Here is a 15,227-nt window from a genome sequence, read left to right on the forward strand (position 1 = left end):
CCGCAGGGGCGCGGCACTCGCACAACCCACAATAAAACGAGAGTCAGCATGAACATCGAGCAGATCGTCGACTTCGCCCAGGCCGGCACCGCCGCCGAGCACTACCGCCCGGCGCCGGAGAAGGTCCTCAAGGGCGATCCCGAGCAAAGCGTGCGCAACCACTACGCCAGCCCCTGCGGCCAGTTCAACGTCGGCATCTGGGAAGGCGCGGTCGGCCACTGGACCGTCAGCTACACCGAGCACGAGTACTGCGAGATACTCCAGGGCGTGTCGGTGATCCGCGACGCCGACGGCGGCGCCAAGACCGTGCGCACCGGCGACCGCTTCGTCATCCCGGCCGGCTTCAAGGGCACCTGGGAGGTGCTGGAGCCCTGCCGCAAGGTCTATGTGATCTTCGAACAGAAGGCTTGATAGCCGTTCGACGAAAAACGCCGCTTTCTCTAAAGCGGCGTTTTTGTTTTTGCCGGGGGCGTATGTATTGGGGGGAAGAGCACCCTCTCCCCAACCCTCGGCTATGCGCCCCGACCTGAAGGAAGAGGGGACTGTCCTGAGTGGTTTGTCGGTGCGCGCGGATATTTCATCGTAGGGATTCACCGGCCGCGCCGGACGCCCCGGTGGCACGAACGACCCCAACGCGCAGGCATGAAAAAACCCGCCAGGTGGCGGGTTTCTTCGCAAGGGCCGGATCAATTACTTGATCTTGGCTTCCTTGTAGATCACGTGCTTGCGAACGACCGGATCGAACTTCTTGATCTCGATCTTCTCAGGCTTGGTGCGCTTGTTCTTGTCGGTGGTGTAGAAGTGGCCGGTACCGGCGCTGGACACCAGACGGATCAGTTCACGCATGATTGCAGCTCCTTAGAATTTTTCGCCGCGGGCGCGCAGGTCGTTCAGGACGGCCTCGATGCCACGCTTGTCGATGATACGCATGCCCTTGGCGGAAACGCGCAGGCGTACGAAGCGCTTCTCGGACTCAACCCAGAAACGGTGGTGCTGCAGGTTCGGCAGGAAACGGCGGCGGGTTTTGTTGTGTGCGTGGGAAATGTTGTTCCCGGTAACCGGACCCTTACCGGTCACTTGGCAAACTCTCGACATGGCTCAGCCCTCTGTAAACCACATGCCAAACCCGGCATGGGTTGGCTGCTTGAACTCGTTGATACTCGGTTTTCCACCCGGGTCTTACCTGCCCGTCCGCCGCTCGATTCCGAGTCGACGGGGCAGGGCCCCAGAAAAGAGCGCAGCTTTATATCAGAAAGGCACTTAGAGCCGCAAGGGCGCAGGCAGCTTATCCACATGCCGGCGCCGCGCGGCCGCGGCCCGCCGCCGTTGCCGTTCGTCGCCTTTCACCGTTGTCGGCCGCCGCGGCTTGGTCTAGGGTAGCCGGTTCAAGGCCGACAACGGCCTTGCATGACTGCGCCCAGCCCACGGGACGGGCATTTTCCCACCATTTCCGGAGTCCGTCATGCGTCTGTTTCCCCTCGCCCTGCTGCTCGCCCCCGCCCTGGCCGGCGCCAGCACCCTCAGCGTCTGCACCGAGGCCAGCCCCGATGGCTTCGACGTCGTGCAGTTCAACGCCCTGACCACCACCAACGCTTCGGCCGACGTGCTGATGAACCGCCTGGTGGAGTTCGACGCGGCGCAGGGCAAGGTGGTGCCGAGCCTGGCCGAGAGCTGGACGGTCTCCGCCGACGGCCTGACCTACGACTTCAGGCTGCGCGCCGGGGTGAAGTTCCACCACACCGACTACTTCAACCCCGGTCGCGAACTGGGCGCCGACGACGTGCTGTTCAGCTTCCAGCGCATGCTCGACCCCGCCAACCCCTGGCACAAGGTGGCGCAGAGCGGCTTCCCCCACGCCCAGTCGCTACAGCTGCCGGCCCTGATAAAAGGCCTGGAGAAGGTCGACGAACACCAGGTGCGCTTCACCCTCAGCCACCCCGACGCCACCTTCCTGCCCATGCTCAGCATGGGCTTCGCCTCCATCTATTCCGCCGAGTACGCCGACCAGTTGATGAAGGCCGGCACCCCGGAGAAGCTCAACGCCCAGCCCATCGGCAGCGGCCCCTTCGTGTTCAAGCGCTTCCAGAAGGACGCGCAGATCCGCTACACAGCCAACCCGGACTACTTCGCCGGCAAGCCGGCGGTGGACAACCTGCTGTTCGCCATCACCCCCGACGCCAACGTGCGCCTGCAGCGCCTGAAGCGCGGCGAATGCCAGATCGCCCTGTCGCCCAAGCCGCTGGACGTCGAGGCCGCGGCCAAGGACCCGGCCCTGCGCGTCGAGCAGACGCCGGCATTCATGACCGCCTTCGTCGCCCTGAACAGCCAGCACCCGCCGCTGGACAAGCCCGAGGTGCGCCAGGCGATCAACCTCGCCTTCGACCGCCAGACCTACCTGAAGTCGGTGTTCGAGGGCAGCGCCAGCGCCGCCGAGGGCGTCTACCCGCCGAACACCTGGAGCTACGCCAAGGACATTCCCGGCTACCCCTACGACCCGGCCCAGGCCCGGGCGCTGCTGGAAAAGGCCGGGCTCAAGGACGGCTTCAGGACCACCATCTGGACGCGCCCCAGCGGCAGCCTGCTCAACCCCAACCCGAGCCTGGGCGCACAGCTGCTGCAGGCCGACCTGGCGAAGATCGGCGTCAAGGCCGAGGTGCGGGTGATCGAATGGGGCGAGCTGATCCGCCGCGCCAAGGCCGGCGAGCACGACCTGCTGTTCATGGGCTGGGCCGGCGACAACGGCGACCCGGACAACTTCCTCACCCCGCAATTCTCCTGCGCCAGCGTGAAGTCCGGGCTGAACTTCGCGCGCTTCTGCGACCCGAAGCTGGACAGCCTGATCAGCCAGGGCAAGGCGCTCAGCGAGCAGGACAAGCGCAGCGCGCTCTACCACGACGCCCAGCGGCTGATCCACGACCAGGCCCTGTGGCTGCCGCTGGCGCACCCCACGGCCTCGGTGCTGCTGCGCAAGGAGGTCAAGGGCTACGCCGTGAACCCCTTCGGCCGCCAGGACTTCTCCAAGGTCAGCCTCTGAGGCTCCTCGCCGGGCGGGTGGCCGCTGCCAGCCGCCCGGCGCGCGTCAGACCCAGCCCATCTCCGCCATCGACAGCGGCTCGCCGTCGCCGACGATGAAGTGGTCGAGCACGCGCACGTCCACCAGCGCCAGGGCGTCCTTCAGGCGCCGCGTCAGCACGCGGTCGGCCTGGCTCGGCTCGGCGATGCCCGACGGATGGTTGTGGGTGAGGATGAGCGCCGCGGCGTTGTGCGCCAGGGCGCGCTTGACCACCTGGCGCGGGTACACGCTGGCGCTGTCGATGGAGCCGTGGAACAGCACCTCGAAGGCCAGGGCGCGGTGCCGGCCGTCGAGGAACAGGCAGGCGAACACCTCGTGGGCCTCGTGGCGCAGCCGCGCCTTGAGGAAGTCGCGCACCGCCTGCGGGCTCTCCAGGGCGGAGTCGCGGCGCAGCTGCTCGGCCAGGTGGCGGCGGGCCATTTCCAGCACCGCCTGCAGTTGCGCGTACTTCGCCCGGCCCAGGCCCAGGTGGCTGCTGAAGCTGGCCTGGTCGGCCTCCAGCAGCGCGCGCAGGCTGCCGAATTCCTTCAGCAGGCGCCGGGCCAGGTCCACCGCGCTGCAGCCCGCCACGCCCGTGCGCAGGAAGATCGCCAGCAGCTCGGCATCGCTGAGGCTGCCAGCGCCCTGTTCCAGGAGTTTTTCCCGCGGGCGTTCCGCGGCGGGCCAGTGACGAATGCTCATGCAGCCTCCCTGTCGAGCCGCCCGCTGTGCCGGGGCGGGCGCTGTGCTATCTTAGCCCGTCCCTTTCGCGCGACCGGAGGCCTGGGGAGGCGTCTCCGGCCCAGACGCGCGTCATCCAATTCCGAAGATAAGGCGGGCCTATGCAGCGGCTCTATCGAAAACGCATCGTTCTCGGCGTGGGCGGCGGTATTGCGGCCTACAAGAGTGCCGAACTGGTCCGCCGCCTGCGCGACCAGGGCGCGGAAGTCCGCGTGGTGATGACCCAGGGCGGCCGTGAGTTCATCACCCCGCTGACGCTCCAGGCGCTGTCCGGCCACCCGGTGCACCTGGACCTGCTCGACCCCGCCGCCGAAGCGGCCATGGGCCACATCGAGCTGGCCCGCTGGGCCGACCTGGTGCTGATCGCCCCGGCCACCGCGGACGTCATGGCGCGCCTGGCCCAGGGCGTGGCCAACGACCTGCTGACCACCCTGGTGCTGGCCACCGACGCCCAGGTCGCCCTGGCCCCGGCGATGAACCAGGCCATGTGGCGCGACCCGGCCACCCAGGCCAACGCCGAGCTGCTGCGCGGCCGCGGCCTGCGCTTCTTCGGCCCGGCCGCCGGCAGCCAGGCCTGCGGCGACGTCGGCCCGGGGCGCATGCTCGAGGCCGAGGAGCTGGCCCAGCGCGCCGCCGACTGCTTCCAGTTCCTCTCGCTGACCGGCCGGCACGTGCTGATCACCGCCGGCCCGACCCAGGAAAACATCGACCCGGTGCGCTACATCACCAACCACAGCTCCGGGAAGATGGGCTTCGCCCTCGCCGAGGCCGCCGCCGAAGCCGGCGCGCGGGTGACCCTGGTGACCGGCCCGGTGCACCTGCCCACGCCCGACCGGGTGAGCCGCGTCGACGTGGTCAGCGCCCGCGACATGCTCGCCGCCTGCGAGGCCGCGATGCCGGCGGACCTGCTGATCGCCGCCGCCGCGGTGGCCGACTACCGCCCCGAGGTGGTGGCCGCGCAGAAACTGAAGAAGGACCCGACCAAGGGCGACGGCCTGCTGCTGCAGCTGGTGCGCAACCCGGACATCCTCGCCACCCTCGCCCAGCGCGCCGACCGGCCGTTCAGCGTGGGCTTCGCCGCGGAGACCGAGAACCTGCTGGAGTACGCCTCGCGCAAGCTCAAGGACAAGAACCTCGACCTGATCGTGGCCAACGACGTGGCCAATCCCTCGATCGGATTCAACAGCGAAGAGAACGCGATCACCGTGATCGACCGCGAATTGCACGAAACTGCCTTCGCCCAGACCAGCAAGGGCAAGATCGCCCGCCAGCTGATCGCCTTCATCGCCGACCGCCTGAACCAGCACTGAGAACCCGATGCATTCCCTGCAAGCCAAGATCCTCGACCCGCGCCTGGGCGCCGAATTCCCCCTGCCGCAGTACGCCACCCCCGGCTCCGCCGGCCTGGACCTGCGCGCCATGCTCAAGGAGGACACCGTCCTCGAACCGGGCCAGACGCTGCTGATCCCCACCGGCCTGTCCATCTACATCGCCGACCCCGGCCTGGCCGCGCTGGTGCTGCCGCGCTCGGGCCTGGGCCACAAGCACGGCGTGGTGCTGGGCAACCTGGTCGGGCTGATCGACTCGGACTACCAGGGCGAGCTGATGGTCTCCTGCTGGAACCGCGGCGACACCCCCTTCACCATCGCCATTGGCGAGCGCATCGCCCAGCTGGTGCTGGTGCCGGTGGTGCAGGCGCATTTCGAGCTGGTCGACAGCTTCGACGAGAGCCAGCGTGGCGCCGGTGGTTTCGGGCACTCCGGCAGCCACTGACACAATCCTCCAGGACGATTCGCCGAGGAGATGTTGCATGAAACTTTTCCAACGCACTGCCAAGGGAACGGCCGACCTGCCGGAAGTCGCCCCGCCGCCGAAGGTTTCGGCGGGCCCGACGTCCCGGCCGGAACTGAAGTCGCTGCTGCCGGCCCTGGGCGTTGCGACCCTCGGCGTGGCCGCCGCCGGCGCCCTGCTGTGGCTGAGCCTGTTCGGCAGCGCCGAGCAGATGCACCGCCAGCAGTTGGCCGGCGCCTGGGGCGAAAGCCAGTCCGGCGCCCTGCGCCAGGCCCTGCTCCAGCTCGCCGCCGACACCCGTAGCGCGGCGGCCAACCCCGCGCTGTTGCCGGCGCTGGCCGATGCCAACAGCACCCGCGCCCTGGAGGCCACCCTCGCCCACTGGCGCCAGGACGGCCTGGTGGACGTCCACCTCAACGCCAGCGGCCAGGCCAGCCAGGACAACCAGCGCCCCGGCCCGCTGAACTACGCCGCCCTGGACATGCTGCGCCGCGCCGAGAGCGGGCAGAACGTCGCCCCCGAGGCCTACCGCGTCGGCCAGCGCTGGCTGCTGTACAGCGCCACCGCGCTGCGCGGCCCGGACAACGCCATCCAGGGCAGCCTGATGCTGGTCTTCGACCTGCAGCGCCTGCTCAAGGCCCTGCCGGACATGCCCGCCGACACCGGCCAGCTGCAACTGGCCCAGCAGTTCGGCAGCTCGCCGGCGCAGGTCCTGCTGCAACGCGGCGAGGCCGGCGACGGGGCGCCGCTGAACCTGGCCAGCGGCAACCCGAACTGGAAACTCAGCTTCACCCCCGGCCCGGCCCTGACCGCGACCCTGTACTCCCCGGCTCTGCTGGGCTGCGCCGCGCTGCTGGCCCTGGCCGGCGCGCTGCTGGGCGTGTACCTCGCCCAGAGCGCCCTGCAACGGCGCCTGCGCCAGGACGCCCAGGCCATCGGTCAGTACTTGCAGGAACTCGGTGGCCCGCGCACTGCCAAAGCACCTGAAGTCGGCCTGGCCGCACTGCAACCGCTGGCCCAGGCGCTGGCGCGGCAGCCCAGGCGCAAGGCCGAGCCCCCGGCCCCCGCCAGCCCCGCACCAGCGCCCGAGCCGCGCCCGGTGGCGGCGAAGATCGACAAGCCGGCCAGCGCCGAGACGCAGCTGGTCGACCCACTGTTCCAGAACACCGACATTCTGGACATCGACATTCTTGATGAAGACCAGGACCTCCTGGGATTGGAGCAAACCCCCGCCATGAGCACGCCCAAAGCACCGCAACTGCCCGCCAGCATCTTCCGCGCCTACGACATCCGCGGCGTGGTCGGCGACACCCTGACCGCCGAAACCGCCTACTGGGTGGGCCGCGCCATCGGTTCCGAGAGCCTGGCCCGTGGCGAGCCCTGCGTCAGCGTCGGCCGCGACGGCCGCCTGTCGGGCCCGGAACTGGTCCAGCAGCTGATCCAGGGCCTGCTCGACTGCGGCTGCCAGGTCACCGACATCGGCATGGTGCCGACCCCGGTGCTGTACTACGCGGCCAACGTCCTGGAAGGCAAGTCGGGCGTGATGCTCACCGGCAGCCACAACCCGCCGAACTACAACGGCTTCAAGATCGTCGTCGCCGGCGAGACCCTGGCCAACGAGCAGATCCAGGCCCTGCGCGAGCGCATCGAGAACAACGACCTCGCCTCCGGCGTGGGCAACGTGCAGCAGCTGGACATCCTGCCGCGCTACTTCCAGCAGATCCGCGACGACATCGCCCTGGCCAAGCCGCTGAAAGTGGTGGTGGACTGCGGCAACGGCGTCGCCGGCGTGATCGCCCCGCAACTGATCGAGGCCCTGGGCTGCACCGTCATCCCGCTGTACTGCGACGTCGACGGCACCTTCCCCAACCACCACCCGGACCCGGGCAAGCCGGAGAACCTGGAAGACCTGATCGCCAAGGTCAGGGAAACCGGCGCCGACCTCGGCCTGGCCTTCGACGGCGACGGCGACCGCGTGGGCGTGGTGACCAACGAAGGCACCATCATCTACCCCGACCGCCTGCTGATGCTGTTCGCCAAGGACGTGGTCTCGCGCAACCCCGGCGCCGACATCATCTTCGACGTCAAGTGCACCCGCCGCCTGATCTCGCTGATCAGCGGCTACGGCGGCCGCCCGGTGATGTGGAAGACCGGCCACTCGCTGATCAAGAAGAAGATGAAGGAGACCGGCGCCCTGCTCGCCGGCGAGATGAGCGGCCACATCTTCTTCAAGGAGCGCTGGTTCGGCTTCGACGACGGCATCTACAGCGCCGCCCGCCTGCTGGAGATCATCAGCCTCGACAAACGCGACAGCGAGCATGTGTTCTCGGCCTTCCCGCTGGACGTCTCAACACCGGAAATCAACATCACCGTCACCGACGAGAGCAAGTTCGCCCTGATCCAGGCGCTGCAGCGCGACGGCCAGTGGGGCGAGGCCAACCTCACCACCCTCGACGGCGTGCGTGTCGATTATCCCAAGGGCTGGGGCCTGGTACGCGCCTCCAACACCACGCCGGTGCTGGTGCTGCGCTTCGAGGCGGACTCCGAAGCCGAACTGGAACGCATCAAGGACGTGTTCCGTACCCAGCTCAAGGCGGTCGACCCCGCCCTGACCATCCCCTTCTGACCTGACCATGCCGGAGCCCAGCACCATGTCCCAGAGCCGCGATGACGCAGCCCAGGTAGCCCGCGTCCTTGCCGAAGCGCTTCCCTACATCCGCCGTTTCGTCGGCAAGACGCTGGTCATCAAGTACGGCGGCAACGCCATGGAGACCGACGAGCTGAAGAACAGCTTCGCCCGCGACGTGGTGCTGATGAAGGCGGTCGGCATCAACCCGGTGGTGGTGCACGGCGGCGGCCCGCAGATCGGCGACCTGCTCAACCGGCTGTCGATCGAGAGCCACTTCATCGACGGCATGCGCGTCACCGACGCGCAGACCATGGACGTGGTGGAGATGGTCCTCGGCGGCCAGGTGAACAAGGACATCGTCAACCTGATCAACCGCCACGGCGGCAGCGCCATCGGCCTGACCGGCAAGGACGCCGAGCTGATCCGCGCGAAGAAGCTCACCGTCACCCGCCAGACCCCGGAGATGACCAAGCCGGAGATCATCGACATCGGCCACGTCGGCGAGGTCACCGGGGTCAACACCGAGCTGCTGAACATGCTGGTCAAGGGCGACTTCATCCCGGTGATCGCGCCCATCGGCGTGGGCGCCAACGGCGAGTCGTACAACATCAACGCCGACCTTGTGGCCGGCAAGGTGGCCGAGGCGCTGAAGGCCGAGAAGCTGATGCTGCTGACCAACATTGCCGGCCTGATGGACAAGCAGGGCCAGGTGCTCACCGGCCTGACCACCGAGCAGGTGGATAGCCTGATCGCCGACGGCACCATCTACGGCGGCATGCTGCCGAAGATCCGCTGCGCCCTGGAAGCGGTGCAGGGCGGCGTGACCAGCGCGCACATCATCGATGGCCGCGTGCCCAACGCCGTGCTGCTGGAGATCTTCACCGACAGCGGCGTCGGCACCCTGATCAGCAACCGCAAGCCGCGTCACTGAGCACTGCCCGCCACGGCGCCCGCCGTGGCGGTTCCCCTCTTCCTGCCGGAGGCCGCAATGCCTTCAGTCTTCCCCGAACGCCACGAATTCCGCTTCTTCCACGGCCTGCGCGTGCGCTGGTCGGAGGTCGACCCGCAAGGCATCGTCTTCAACGGCAACTACCTGACCTATGCCGACGTGGCGACCACCGAGTACTACCGCAACCTGGAGATCCGCTACCCGGCCGACCTGCTGCGCGGCGGCGGCGACCTGTTCGCGGTGAAGAGCAGCCTGGAGTACTTCGCCCCGGCGCGCTACGACGACTGGCTGGACATGGGCGTGCGCGTCGCGCGCCTGGGGCGCAGCAGCCTGACCTTCCAGGTGGCGATCTGGTGCGAGGAACAGCCGCTGACCCTCGGCGAGCTGATCTACGCCTACGCCAACGACCAGCGGCAGAGCCAGCCCCTGCCGGACTGGCTGCGCGAGCGGATCGCGGCTTTCGAGCGATTGCCCGCCAGCTGACGGGCTAGCGGGAGGCGCCGAGCAATTGCGCCAGGCGCGCGCGGTCGGCATCGAAGGTGGCCTTGGCCTGGGCGCGCAGCTGCTGGTAGTGGGCGATGTCGCGCAGCAGGCGCTGCTCCTCGTCCTTCAGGTTGCCCAGTTGCTCGACCAGTTGCTGCGGCACCTGGCGCCCGGCGCGCTCGGCGTCGGCGGCCTGGGCCTGCAGGTTGCCCTGCTGCGTCTTCACCGACTGCAGGTTGCCCCGGGCCACGCTGCTCAGGCCATCCAGCTCGGCCAGCTTGCGCTCGCGGGCGCGGTCGACGTCCTCGACGCTGGTATACAGGCGCAGCAGCTGCGCATCCGAGCTGGCCTGGGCGGCAGCGGCCTTGCGCTGCTGGATTTCCTCCGCGGTCGGCGCCGGCGGCACCACGCGGACCACCCGGCCCTGCTCGTTGAGCACCTCGTAGCCCTTGCCGATGTACTGCGACGGCACGCCCAGGCGGTCGATGACGGTCACGCCCTTGTCGTTGACGTAGCGGTACATCTCGACGGCGCCGCCGGACGCGGGATTGCCGGCGGAATTCGCCGCCAGCACCGGCCCAGCCAGCCCGACGGCCAGCAACCCGATCAATGCACCACGGCGAAAAGCACCCTGCTTGGCCATGCCGGACACCCTGTTTGGTTAGATTCCGTACTGCGCGCGATAGGCCTCGACCGCCGGCAGGTGGCGCTTGAGCTCGGCGTCGCCGGCCAGGTACTCGAGGACCTGCTCCAGCGACACGATGCTGACCACCGGCATGCCGAAGTCACGCTCCACTTCCTGGATCGCCGACAGCTCGCCCTTGCCGCGCTCCTGGCGGTTCAGCGCGATCAGCGTGCCGGCCGCCCTGGCGCCCTGGGCCTCGATGATCTGCATGACCTCGCGGATCGCGGTGCCGGCGGTGATCACGTCGTCGACGATCAGCACCCGGCCGGCCAGCGGCGCGCCCACCAGGGTACCGCCTTCGCCGTGGTCCTTGGCTTCCTTGCGGTTGAAGCACCAGGGCAGGTCGCGGCCGTGCTGCTCGGCCAGGGCCACAGCTGTAGCGGCAGCCAGCGGGATTCCTTTATAGGCCGGGCCGAACAGGACGTCGAAATCGATGCCGCTGTCGACCACCGCGGCGGCGTAGAAGCGCCCCAGCCTGGCCAATGCCAGGCCACTGTTGAACAGGCCGGCATTGAAGAAATAGGGGCTGGTGCGCCCGGACTTGAGGGTGAACTCACCGAAGCGCAGTACACCGCGCTCGATGGCGAAACGAATGAAATCGCGTTGATATGCCTGCATGGGAGAGAACCGGCCGGTATGAATTTAGCTAAACCGTTTGAGCTCGGGTATCATACACACACGTGATTTTGGGGGCCATTTATGCGGATCATCAGTGTGAACGTGAATGGTATTCAGGCTGCAGCCGAGCGGGGATTGCTCAGCTGGTTGCAAGCCCAGAATGCCGACGTGATCTGCTTGCAGGATACCCGCGCCTCCGCTTTCGATCTGGATGACCCGTCCTACCAGCTGGACGGCTACTTCCTGTACGCCTGCGATGCAGAAGTGCCCAGCCAGGGTGGCGTCGCAATCTATAGTCGTCTGCAACCCAAGGCCGTCATAAGCGGGCTGGGTTTCGAGATGGCCGATCGTTACGGGCGCTACCTGCAAGCCGATTTCGATAAGGTGAGTATTGCCAGCATCCTGCTGCCGAGCGGGCAGGAGGGTGACGAGAACCTGAACCAGAAGTTCAAGTTCATGGAAGACTTCGCCGCCTACCTGAACAAGCAGCGCCGCAAGCGCCGCGAGTACATCTATTGTGGGTCGCTGTACCTGGCCCACAACAAGCTGGACGTGAAGAACTGGCGCGAGTGCCAGCAGATGCCCGGCTTCCTCGCGCCCGAGCGCGGCTGGATGGACGAGGTGTTCGGCAACATGGGCTACGTCGACGCCCTGCGCGAAGTGAACCGCGAAGGCGACCAGTACAGCTGGTGGCCGGACAGCGAGCAGGCCGAGATGCTGAACCTGGGCTGGCGCTTCGACTACCAGATCCTCACCCCGGGTCTGCGCCGCTTCGTGCGCAGCGCCAAGCTGCCGCGGCAGCCGCGCTTCTCGCGCCATGCGCCGCTGATCATCGACTACGACTGGACGTTGAGCATCTAGAACAAGCTGCAGGCTTCAGGCGGCAGGCTGCAGGCAGGAGCGAAGAGCCCAGCCCGCGCCGGCCACCGCTTTTCGCCTGTGGCCTGCCGCCTGTAGCCTGCCGCCTATTTGATCGGCCTCCAGGTGAACGGATAGCGGTAGTCGCGGCCCTCGTTGGCCTTGACCCCCGCTATCACCGTCAGCACCAGGGCGCCGGCGCAGACCAGCGCCAGCAGCAGGAAGCCGATCACCAGCAGGCAGAGGAAGAAGCTCACCAGCATCGCCAGGCTGACGGTGATCTGGAAGTTCAGCGCTTCCTTGCCCTGGCTGTCGACGAAGGGATCGGACTCGCGCTTGATCTGCCAGACGATCAGCGGGCCCAGCAGGTTGCCGAAGGGGAAGACCAGGCCGAGGAAGGCGGAGAAGTGGCAGAACATCGCCCACTGCCGTGCTTCCTGGCTCGGCCGTACCTGCAGTTCGTCGTTCATCCCCGCCCCTCCCGTGTCAGTCGGCCAGCGCGGCGCGCTGCAGCTCGAACAGCTCCTGCATGCCCTGCTGCGCCAGTTCCAGCATGGCGTTCAGCTCGGCCGGGCGGAACGGCTCGCCCTCGGCGGTGCCCTGCACCTCGATGAAGCCGCCGGCATCGGTCATCACCACGTTCAGGTCGGTCTCGGCGGCGGAGTCCTCCAGGTAGTCCAGGTCCAGCACCGGCACGCCCTGGTAGATGCCCACGGACACCGCGGCGACCATCTGCTTGAGCGGGTTGCCCTTGAGCGAGCCACGCTTCTTCAGCACCGCCAGGGCGTCGATCAGCGCCACGGTGGCGCCGGTGATGGACGCGGTGCGGGTGCCGCCGTCGGCCTGGATCACGTCGCAGTCGATGTACAGGGTGTTCTCGCCCAGCTTGGTCAGGTCCAGCGCGGCGCGCAGCGAGCGGCCGATCAGGCGCTGGATCTCCAGGGTGCGGCCGCCCTGCTTGCCGCGGCTGGCCTCGCGCGCGTTGCGCTCGCCGGTGGAGCGCGGCAGCATCCCGTACTCGGCGGTCAGCCAGCCCTGCCCCTGGCCCTTGAGGAAGCGCGGCACGCCGGCCTCGGCGCTGACGGTGCAGATCACCTTGGTGTCGCCGAACTCCACCAGCACCGACCCTTCGGCATGCTTGGTGTAGTGGCGGGTGATGCGGATCGGGCGCAACTGGTCGGCGGCGCGGCCACTGGGACGGTTCATCGAGACTTCCTATGCGAGATTCGAACGGATACTGGCGGCCATTATAGAGGCCCGCGCCCGCCGGCAACCACCGCCGGCGTGCGATGGCCCGCCGCGCTGGGGTACAATTGCCGGTTCACGATGACATTTCATCGCTTCAGAGCCTGTTTACGATCTCGCGAGCTAGAGCAGGACAAGGCGAAAGCAGGCGAGGGAGCGCAGTTTAGTCCGCTAAATGAGCATCACTCGCCTGCTTTCAACGCAGTCATGCCGACGCGCAGCAGGTCGTAACCAGGCTCTCAGCCGAATCACTACGAGGTAACCCCATGGTTCACAGCATGACCGCCTTCGCCCGCGTCGAACGGGCCGGGACCAATGGGACTCTGAGCTGGGAACTGCGCTCGGTGAACCACCGCTACCTGGAGCCGAACCTGCGCCTGCCGGAAAGCTTCCGCGACCTCGAGGGCCCGGTGCGCGAGGCGCTGCGCCAGGGCCTGTCGCGCGGCAAGGTGGAATGCACCCTGCGCTTCAACGAAGACACCGCCGGCAAGCCGCTGCAGGTCGACCGCGAGCGCGCCGCGCAACTGGTGGGCGCCGCCGAGGGCGTGGCCGCGCTGATCAAGCAGCCGGCGCCGATCGACCCGCTGGCCGTGCTGGCCTGGCCGGGCGTGCTGGTGGGCGACGCCGCCGACCCGCAGGCGCTCAACGCCGAGGCCATGGCCGCCTTCAGCCAGGCCCTGGACGAGCTCAAGGCCGGCCGCGCCCGCGAAGGCGCCGAGCTTGCGCGGATCATCGACGAGCGCCTGGGCGCCATGCAGGAAGAAGTGGCCAACCTGCGTGAACTGGTGCCGCAGATGCTCGGCAACCAGCGGCAGAAGATCCTCGACCGCTTCGCCGAACTGAAGCTGGAAGCCGACCCGCAGCGCCTGGAGCAGGAAATGGTCCTGCTGGCGCAGAAGAGCGACGTCGCCGAGGAACTCGACCGCCTGAGCACCCACGTCGCCGAGGTGCGCCGCGTGCTCAAGGCCGGCGGCGCCGCCGGCCGCCGCCTGGACTTCCTCATGCAGGAGCTCAACCGCGAGGCCAACACCCTCGGCTCCAAGGCCTTCGACCCGCGCTCGACCCAGGCCGCGGTGAACCTCAAGGTGCTCATCGAACAGATGCGCGAGCAGGTCCAGAATATCGAGTGAGCCGCACGCTCGCTTTCCACCCATAGCCCCAGGATTCAGCCATGTCCGGCACCCTCTACATCGTTTCCGCTCCTTCCGGCGCCGGCAAGACCAGCCTGGTGAAGTCGCTGCTCGAGGCCATGCCCAGCGTGCGCGTCTCGGTCTCCCACACCACCCGCGGCATGCGCCCGGGCGAGGTGGACGGGGTGAACTACCATTTCGTCGGCCGTGACACTTTCACCGCCATGCTCGAGCGCGACGAGTTCCTCGAGCACGCGGAAGTCTTCGGCAACCTCTACGGCACCTCGCAGCGCTGGGTGGAAAAGACCCTCGAGGAAGGCCTCGACCTGATCCTGGAGATCGACTGGCAGGGCGCCCAGCAGGTGCGCCGGCTGATGCCCCACGCGCAGTCGATCTTCATCCTCCCGCCGAGCCAGCACGCCCTGCGCCAGCGCCTGACCAACCGCGGCCAGGACAGCGACGAGGTGATCGAGCGGCGCATGCGCGAGGCCGTCAACGAAATGAGCCACTACGTCGAGTACGATCATCTGGTGATCAACGACGATTTCGCCCATGCTCTGGAAGACCTCAAGTCGATCTTCCGGGCCCGCCAGCTGCGCCAGGACGCCCAGCAGAAGCGCCACGAGCGGTTGCTCGGCGAGTTGTTGCAGCCGTCGGCATAACAAACGGCCCTTCCATAAAGATTGGCGATTTTTTAGACTATTCAGTCCGCCCGGAAACCCGGGCTCCATTTTTCCGCAACGAGGAACACCATGGCCCGCGTCACCGTCGAAGACTGCCTGGACAACGTCGATAACCGTTTCGAGCTGGTCATGCTCGCCACCAAGCGCGCGCGCCAGCTGGCCACCGGCGGCAAGGAGCCGAAGGTAGCCTGGGAAAACGACAAGCCCACCGTGGTCGCCCTGCGCGAGATCGCTTCCGGCCTGGTCGATGCTGAAGTCGTTCAGCAGGAGGACGTGGTTGAAGAAGAACCGCTGTTCGCCGCCTTCGAGGACGAGGCCAACAACGAGGCCCTGTAATTCGATGACCGGCCGACGACCACAGGC

The 15,227-nt window shown here is 67.6% G+C and carries 18 protein-coding genes; 11 read left to right on the top strand and 7 right to left on the bottom strand.

The window, feature by feature from the left end; translation table 11 throughout:
* The first annotated feature begins 48 nt into the window (after positions 1-48).
* The gene (locus DK254_RS32725; RefSeq protein ID WP_109937157.1) at positions 49-411 is read left to right on the top strand and encodes a cupin domain-containing protein; all 363 of its coding nucleotides are present in this window, start codon (positions 49-51) and stop codon (positions 409-411) included.
* A 279-nt stretch (positions 412-690) separates the two neighbouring features.
* Here the strand turns inward: DK254_RS32725 and rpmG are convergent, their stop codons facing one another.
* Positions 691-846, bottom strand: coding sequence for a 50S ribosomal protein L33 (gene rpmG / locus DK254_RS32730; protein WP_009614117.1), 156 nt, complete (start codon positions 844-846; stop codon positions 691-693).
* 12 nt (positions 847-858) lie between these two features.
* Positions 859-1,095, bottom strand: a complete 237-nt coding sequence (rpmB, locus tag DK254_RS32735; RefSeq protein WP_009614118.1) for a 50S ribosomal protein L28 — start codon at positions 1,093-1,095, stop codon at positions 859-861.
* Between the two features lie 367 nt (positions 1,096-1,462).
* Between rpmB and DK254_RS32740 the strand changes: the two genes are divergently transcribed.
* Entirely contained in the window at positions 1,463-3,034 is a 1,572-nt protein-coding gene (locus tag DK254_RS32740; protein WP_109937158.1) for an ABC transporter substrate-binding protein, read from the top strand.
* A 45-nt stretch (positions 3,035-3,079) separates the two neighbouring features.
* Here the strand turns inward: DK254_RS32740 and radC are convergent, their stop codons facing one another.
* A complete protein-coding gene (radC, locus tag DK254_RS32745) occupies positions 3,080-3,754 on the bottom strand; it encodes a DNA repair protein RadC (protein WP_089390752.1) in 675 nt (224 codons plus the stop codon).
* A 140-nt stretch (positions 3,755-3,894) separates the two neighbouring features.
* Here radC and coaBC point away from each other — a divergent pair, with 140 nt between their 5' ends.
* The 5 genes from coaBC to DK254_RS32770 are packed head-to-tail and all read left to right on the top strand — an operon-like array spanning position 3,895 to position 9,645.
* The gene (coaBC, locus tag DK254_RS32750; protein ID WP_089390751.1) at positions 3,895-5,103 is read left to right on the top strand and encodes a bifunctional phosphopantothenoylcysteine decarboxylase/phosphopantothenate--cysteine ligase CoaBC; all 1,209 of its coding nucleotides are present in this window, start codon (positions 3,895-3,897) and stop codon (positions 5,101-5,103) included.
* A gap of 7 nt (positions 5,104-5,110) precedes the next feature.
* Positions 5,111-5,566 carry a dUTP diphosphatase gene (gene dut, locus DK254_RS32755; RefSeq protein WP_109937159.1) on the top strand — a complete coding sequence of 152 codons (456 nt, stop codon included), beginning with the start codon at positions 5,111-5,113 and terminating at the stop codon, positions 5,564-5,566.
* 37 nt (positions 5,567-5,603) lie between these two features.
* Positions 5,604-8,210, top strand: coding sequence for a phosphomannomutase/phosphoglucomutase (locus DK254_RS32760; RefSeq protein WP_109937160.1), 2,607 nt, complete (start codon positions 5,604-5,606; stop codon positions 8,208-8,210).
* Between the two features lie 25 nt (positions 8,211-8,235).
* Entirely contained in the window at positions 8,236-9,144 is a 909-nt protein-coding gene (argB, locus tag DK254_RS32765) for an acetylglutamate kinase (RefSeq protein WP_089390748.1), read from the top strand.
* Positions 9,145-9,201: 57 nt separating this feature from the next.
* Positions 9,202-9,645, top strand: a complete 444-nt coding sequence (locus DK254_RS32770; protein WP_089390747.1) for a thioesterase family protein — start codon at positions 9,202-9,204, stop codon at positions 9,643-9,645.
* 4 nt (positions 9,646-9,649) lie between these two features.
* On the opposite strand, the gene DK254_RS32775 is transcribed toward DK254_RS32770, so the two are convergent.
* Entirely contained in the window at positions 9,650-10,288 is a 639-nt protein-coding gene (locus DK254_RS32775; RefSeq protein ID WP_109937161.1) for a DUF4124 domain-containing protein, read from the bottom strand.
* Between the two features lie 18 nt (positions 10,289-10,306).
* Positions 10,307-10,948 (bottom strand): orotate phosphoribosyltransferase, encoded by a 642-nt coding sequence (gene pyrE / locus DK254_RS32780; protein WP_109937162.1) that lies wholly within the window; start codon positions 10,946-10,948, stop codon positions 10,307-10,309.
* An 81-nt stretch (positions 10,949-11,029) separates the two neighbouring features.
* Between pyrE and DK254_RS32785 the strand changes: the two genes are divergently transcribed.
* The gene (locus tag DK254_RS32785; protein WP_009614136.1) at positions 11,030-11,809 is read left to right on the top strand and encodes an exodeoxyribonuclease III; all 780 of its coding nucleotides are present in this window, start codon (positions 11,030-11,032) and stop codon (positions 11,807-11,809) included.
* A gap of 104 nt (positions 11,810-11,913) precedes the next feature.
* Here DK254_RS32785 and DK254_RS32790 read toward each other — a convergent pair whose 3' ends face one another.
* Entirely contained in the window at positions 11,914-12,276 is a 363-nt protein-coding gene (locus DK254_RS32790) for a DUF4870 domain-containing protein (protein ID WP_109937163.1), read from the bottom strand.
* A gap of 16 nt (positions 12,277-12,292) precedes the next feature.
* Positions 12,293-13,012 carry a ribonuclease PH gene (rph, locus tag DK254_RS32795; RefSeq protein WP_089390743.1) on the bottom strand — a complete coding sequence of 240 codons (720 nt, stop codon included), beginning with the start codon at positions 13,010-13,012 and terminating at the stop codon, positions 12,293-12,295.
* A 305-nt stretch (positions 13,013-13,317) separates the two neighbouring features.
* On the opposite strand from rph, the gene DK254_RS32800 reads away from it, so the two are divergent.
* The 3 genes from DK254_RS32800 to rpoZ all read left to right on the top strand — a co-directional run bounded on the left by DK254_RS32800 (position 13,318) and on the right by rpoZ (position 15,200).
* Entirely contained in the window at positions 13,318-14,181 is an 864-nt protein-coding gene (locus DK254_RS32800; RefSeq protein WP_109937164.1) for a YicC/YloC family endoribonuclease, read from the top strand.
* A gap of 41 nt (positions 14,182-14,222) precedes the next feature.
* Complete coding sequence (gene gmk, locus DK254_RS32805; RefSeq protein ID WP_109937165.1) at positions 14,223-14,843, top strand: guanylate kinase; 621 nt, start codon at positions 14,223-14,225, stop codon at positions 14,841-14,843.
* 90 nt (positions 14,844-14,933) lie between these two features.
* Positions 14,934-15,200, top strand: a complete 267-nt coding sequence (gene rpoZ, locus DK254_RS32810) for a DNA-directed RNA polymerase subunit omega (protein ID WP_009614145.1) — start codon at positions 14,934-14,936, stop codon at positions 15,198-15,200.
* The last annotated feature ends 27 nt before the right edge of the window (positions 15,201-15,227 follow it).

The organism is Pseudomonas sp. RW407 (genome assembly GCF_003176655.1).
Taxonomy (GTDB): Bacteria; Pseudomonadota; Gammaproteobacteria; order Pseudomonadales; family Pseudomonadaceae; genus Pseudomonas; species Pseudomonas delhiensis.

Excerpts from the sequence above, each read along its gene's own strand:
- DK254_RS32725 (WP_109937157.1), top strand. The coding sequence starts at position 49 with ATGAACATCGAGCAGATCGTCGACTTCGCCCAGGCCGGCACCGCCGCC.
- rpmG (WP_009614117.1), bottom strand. The coding sequence starts at position 846 with ATGCGTGAACTGATCCGTCTGGTGTCCAGCGCCGGTACCGGCCACTTC.
- rpmB (WP_009614118.1), bottom strand. The coding sequence starts at position 1,095 with ATGTCGAGAGTTTGCCAAGTGACCGGTAAGGGTCCGGTTACCGGGAAC.
- DK254_RS32740 (WP_109937158.1), top strand. The coding sequence starts at position 1,463 with ATGCGTCTGTTTCCCCTCGCCCTGCTGCTCGCCCCCGCCCTGGCCGGC.
- radC (WP_089390752.1), bottom strand. The coding sequence starts at position 3,754 with ATGAGCATTCGTCACTGGCCCGCCGCGGAACGCCCGCGGGAAAAACTC.
- coaBC (WP_089390751.1), top strand. The coding sequence starts at position 3,895 with ATGCAGCGGCTCTATCGAAAACGCATCGTTCTCGGCGTGGGCGGCGGT.
- dut (WP_109937159.1), top strand. The coding sequence starts at position 5,111 with ATGCATTCCCTGCAAGCCAAGATCCTCGACCCGCGCCTGGGCGCCGAA.
- DK254_RS32760 (WP_109937160.1), top strand. The coding sequence starts at position 5,604 with ATGAAACTTTTCCAACGCACTGCCAAGGGAACGGCCGACCTGCCGGAA.
- argB (WP_089390748.1), top strand. The coding sequence starts at position 8,236 with ATGTCCCAGAGCCGCGATGACGCAGCCCAGGTAGCCCGCGTCCTTGCC.
- DK254_RS32770 (WP_089390747.1), top strand. The coding sequence starts at position 9,202 with ATGCCTTCAGTCTTCCCCGAACGCCACGAATTCCGCTTCTTCCACGGC.
- DK254_RS32775 (WP_109937161.1), bottom strand. The coding sequence starts at position 10,288 with ATGGCCAAGCAGGGTGCTTTTCGCCGTGGTGCATTGATCGGGTTGCTG.
- pyrE (WP_109937162.1), bottom strand. The coding sequence starts at position 10,948 with ATGCAGGCATATCAACGCGATTTCATTCGTTTCGCCATCGAGCGCGGT.
- DK254_RS32785 (WP_009614136.1), top strand. The coding sequence starts at position 11,030 with ATGCGGATCATCAGTGTGAACGTGAATGGTATTCAGGCTGCAGCCGAG.
- DK254_RS32790 (WP_109937163.1), bottom strand. The coding sequence starts at position 12,276 with ATGAACGACGAACTGCAGGTACGGCCGAGCCAGGAAGCACGGCAGTGG.
- rph (WP_089390743.1), bottom strand. The coding sequence starts at position 13,012 with ATGAACCGTCCCAGTGGCCGCGCCGCCGACCAGTTGCGCCCGATCCGC.
- DK254_RS32800 (WP_109937164.1), top strand. The coding sequence starts at position 13,318 with ATGGTTCACAGCATGACCGCCTTCGCCCGCGTCGAACGGGCCGGGACC.
- gmk (WP_109937165.1), top strand. The coding sequence starts at position 14,223 with ATGTCCGGCACCCTCTACATCGTTTCCGCTCCTTCCGGCGCCGGCAAG.
- rpoZ (WP_009614145.1), top strand. The coding sequence starts at position 14,934 with ATGGCCCGCGTCACCGTCGAAGACTGCCTGGACAACGTCGATAACCGT.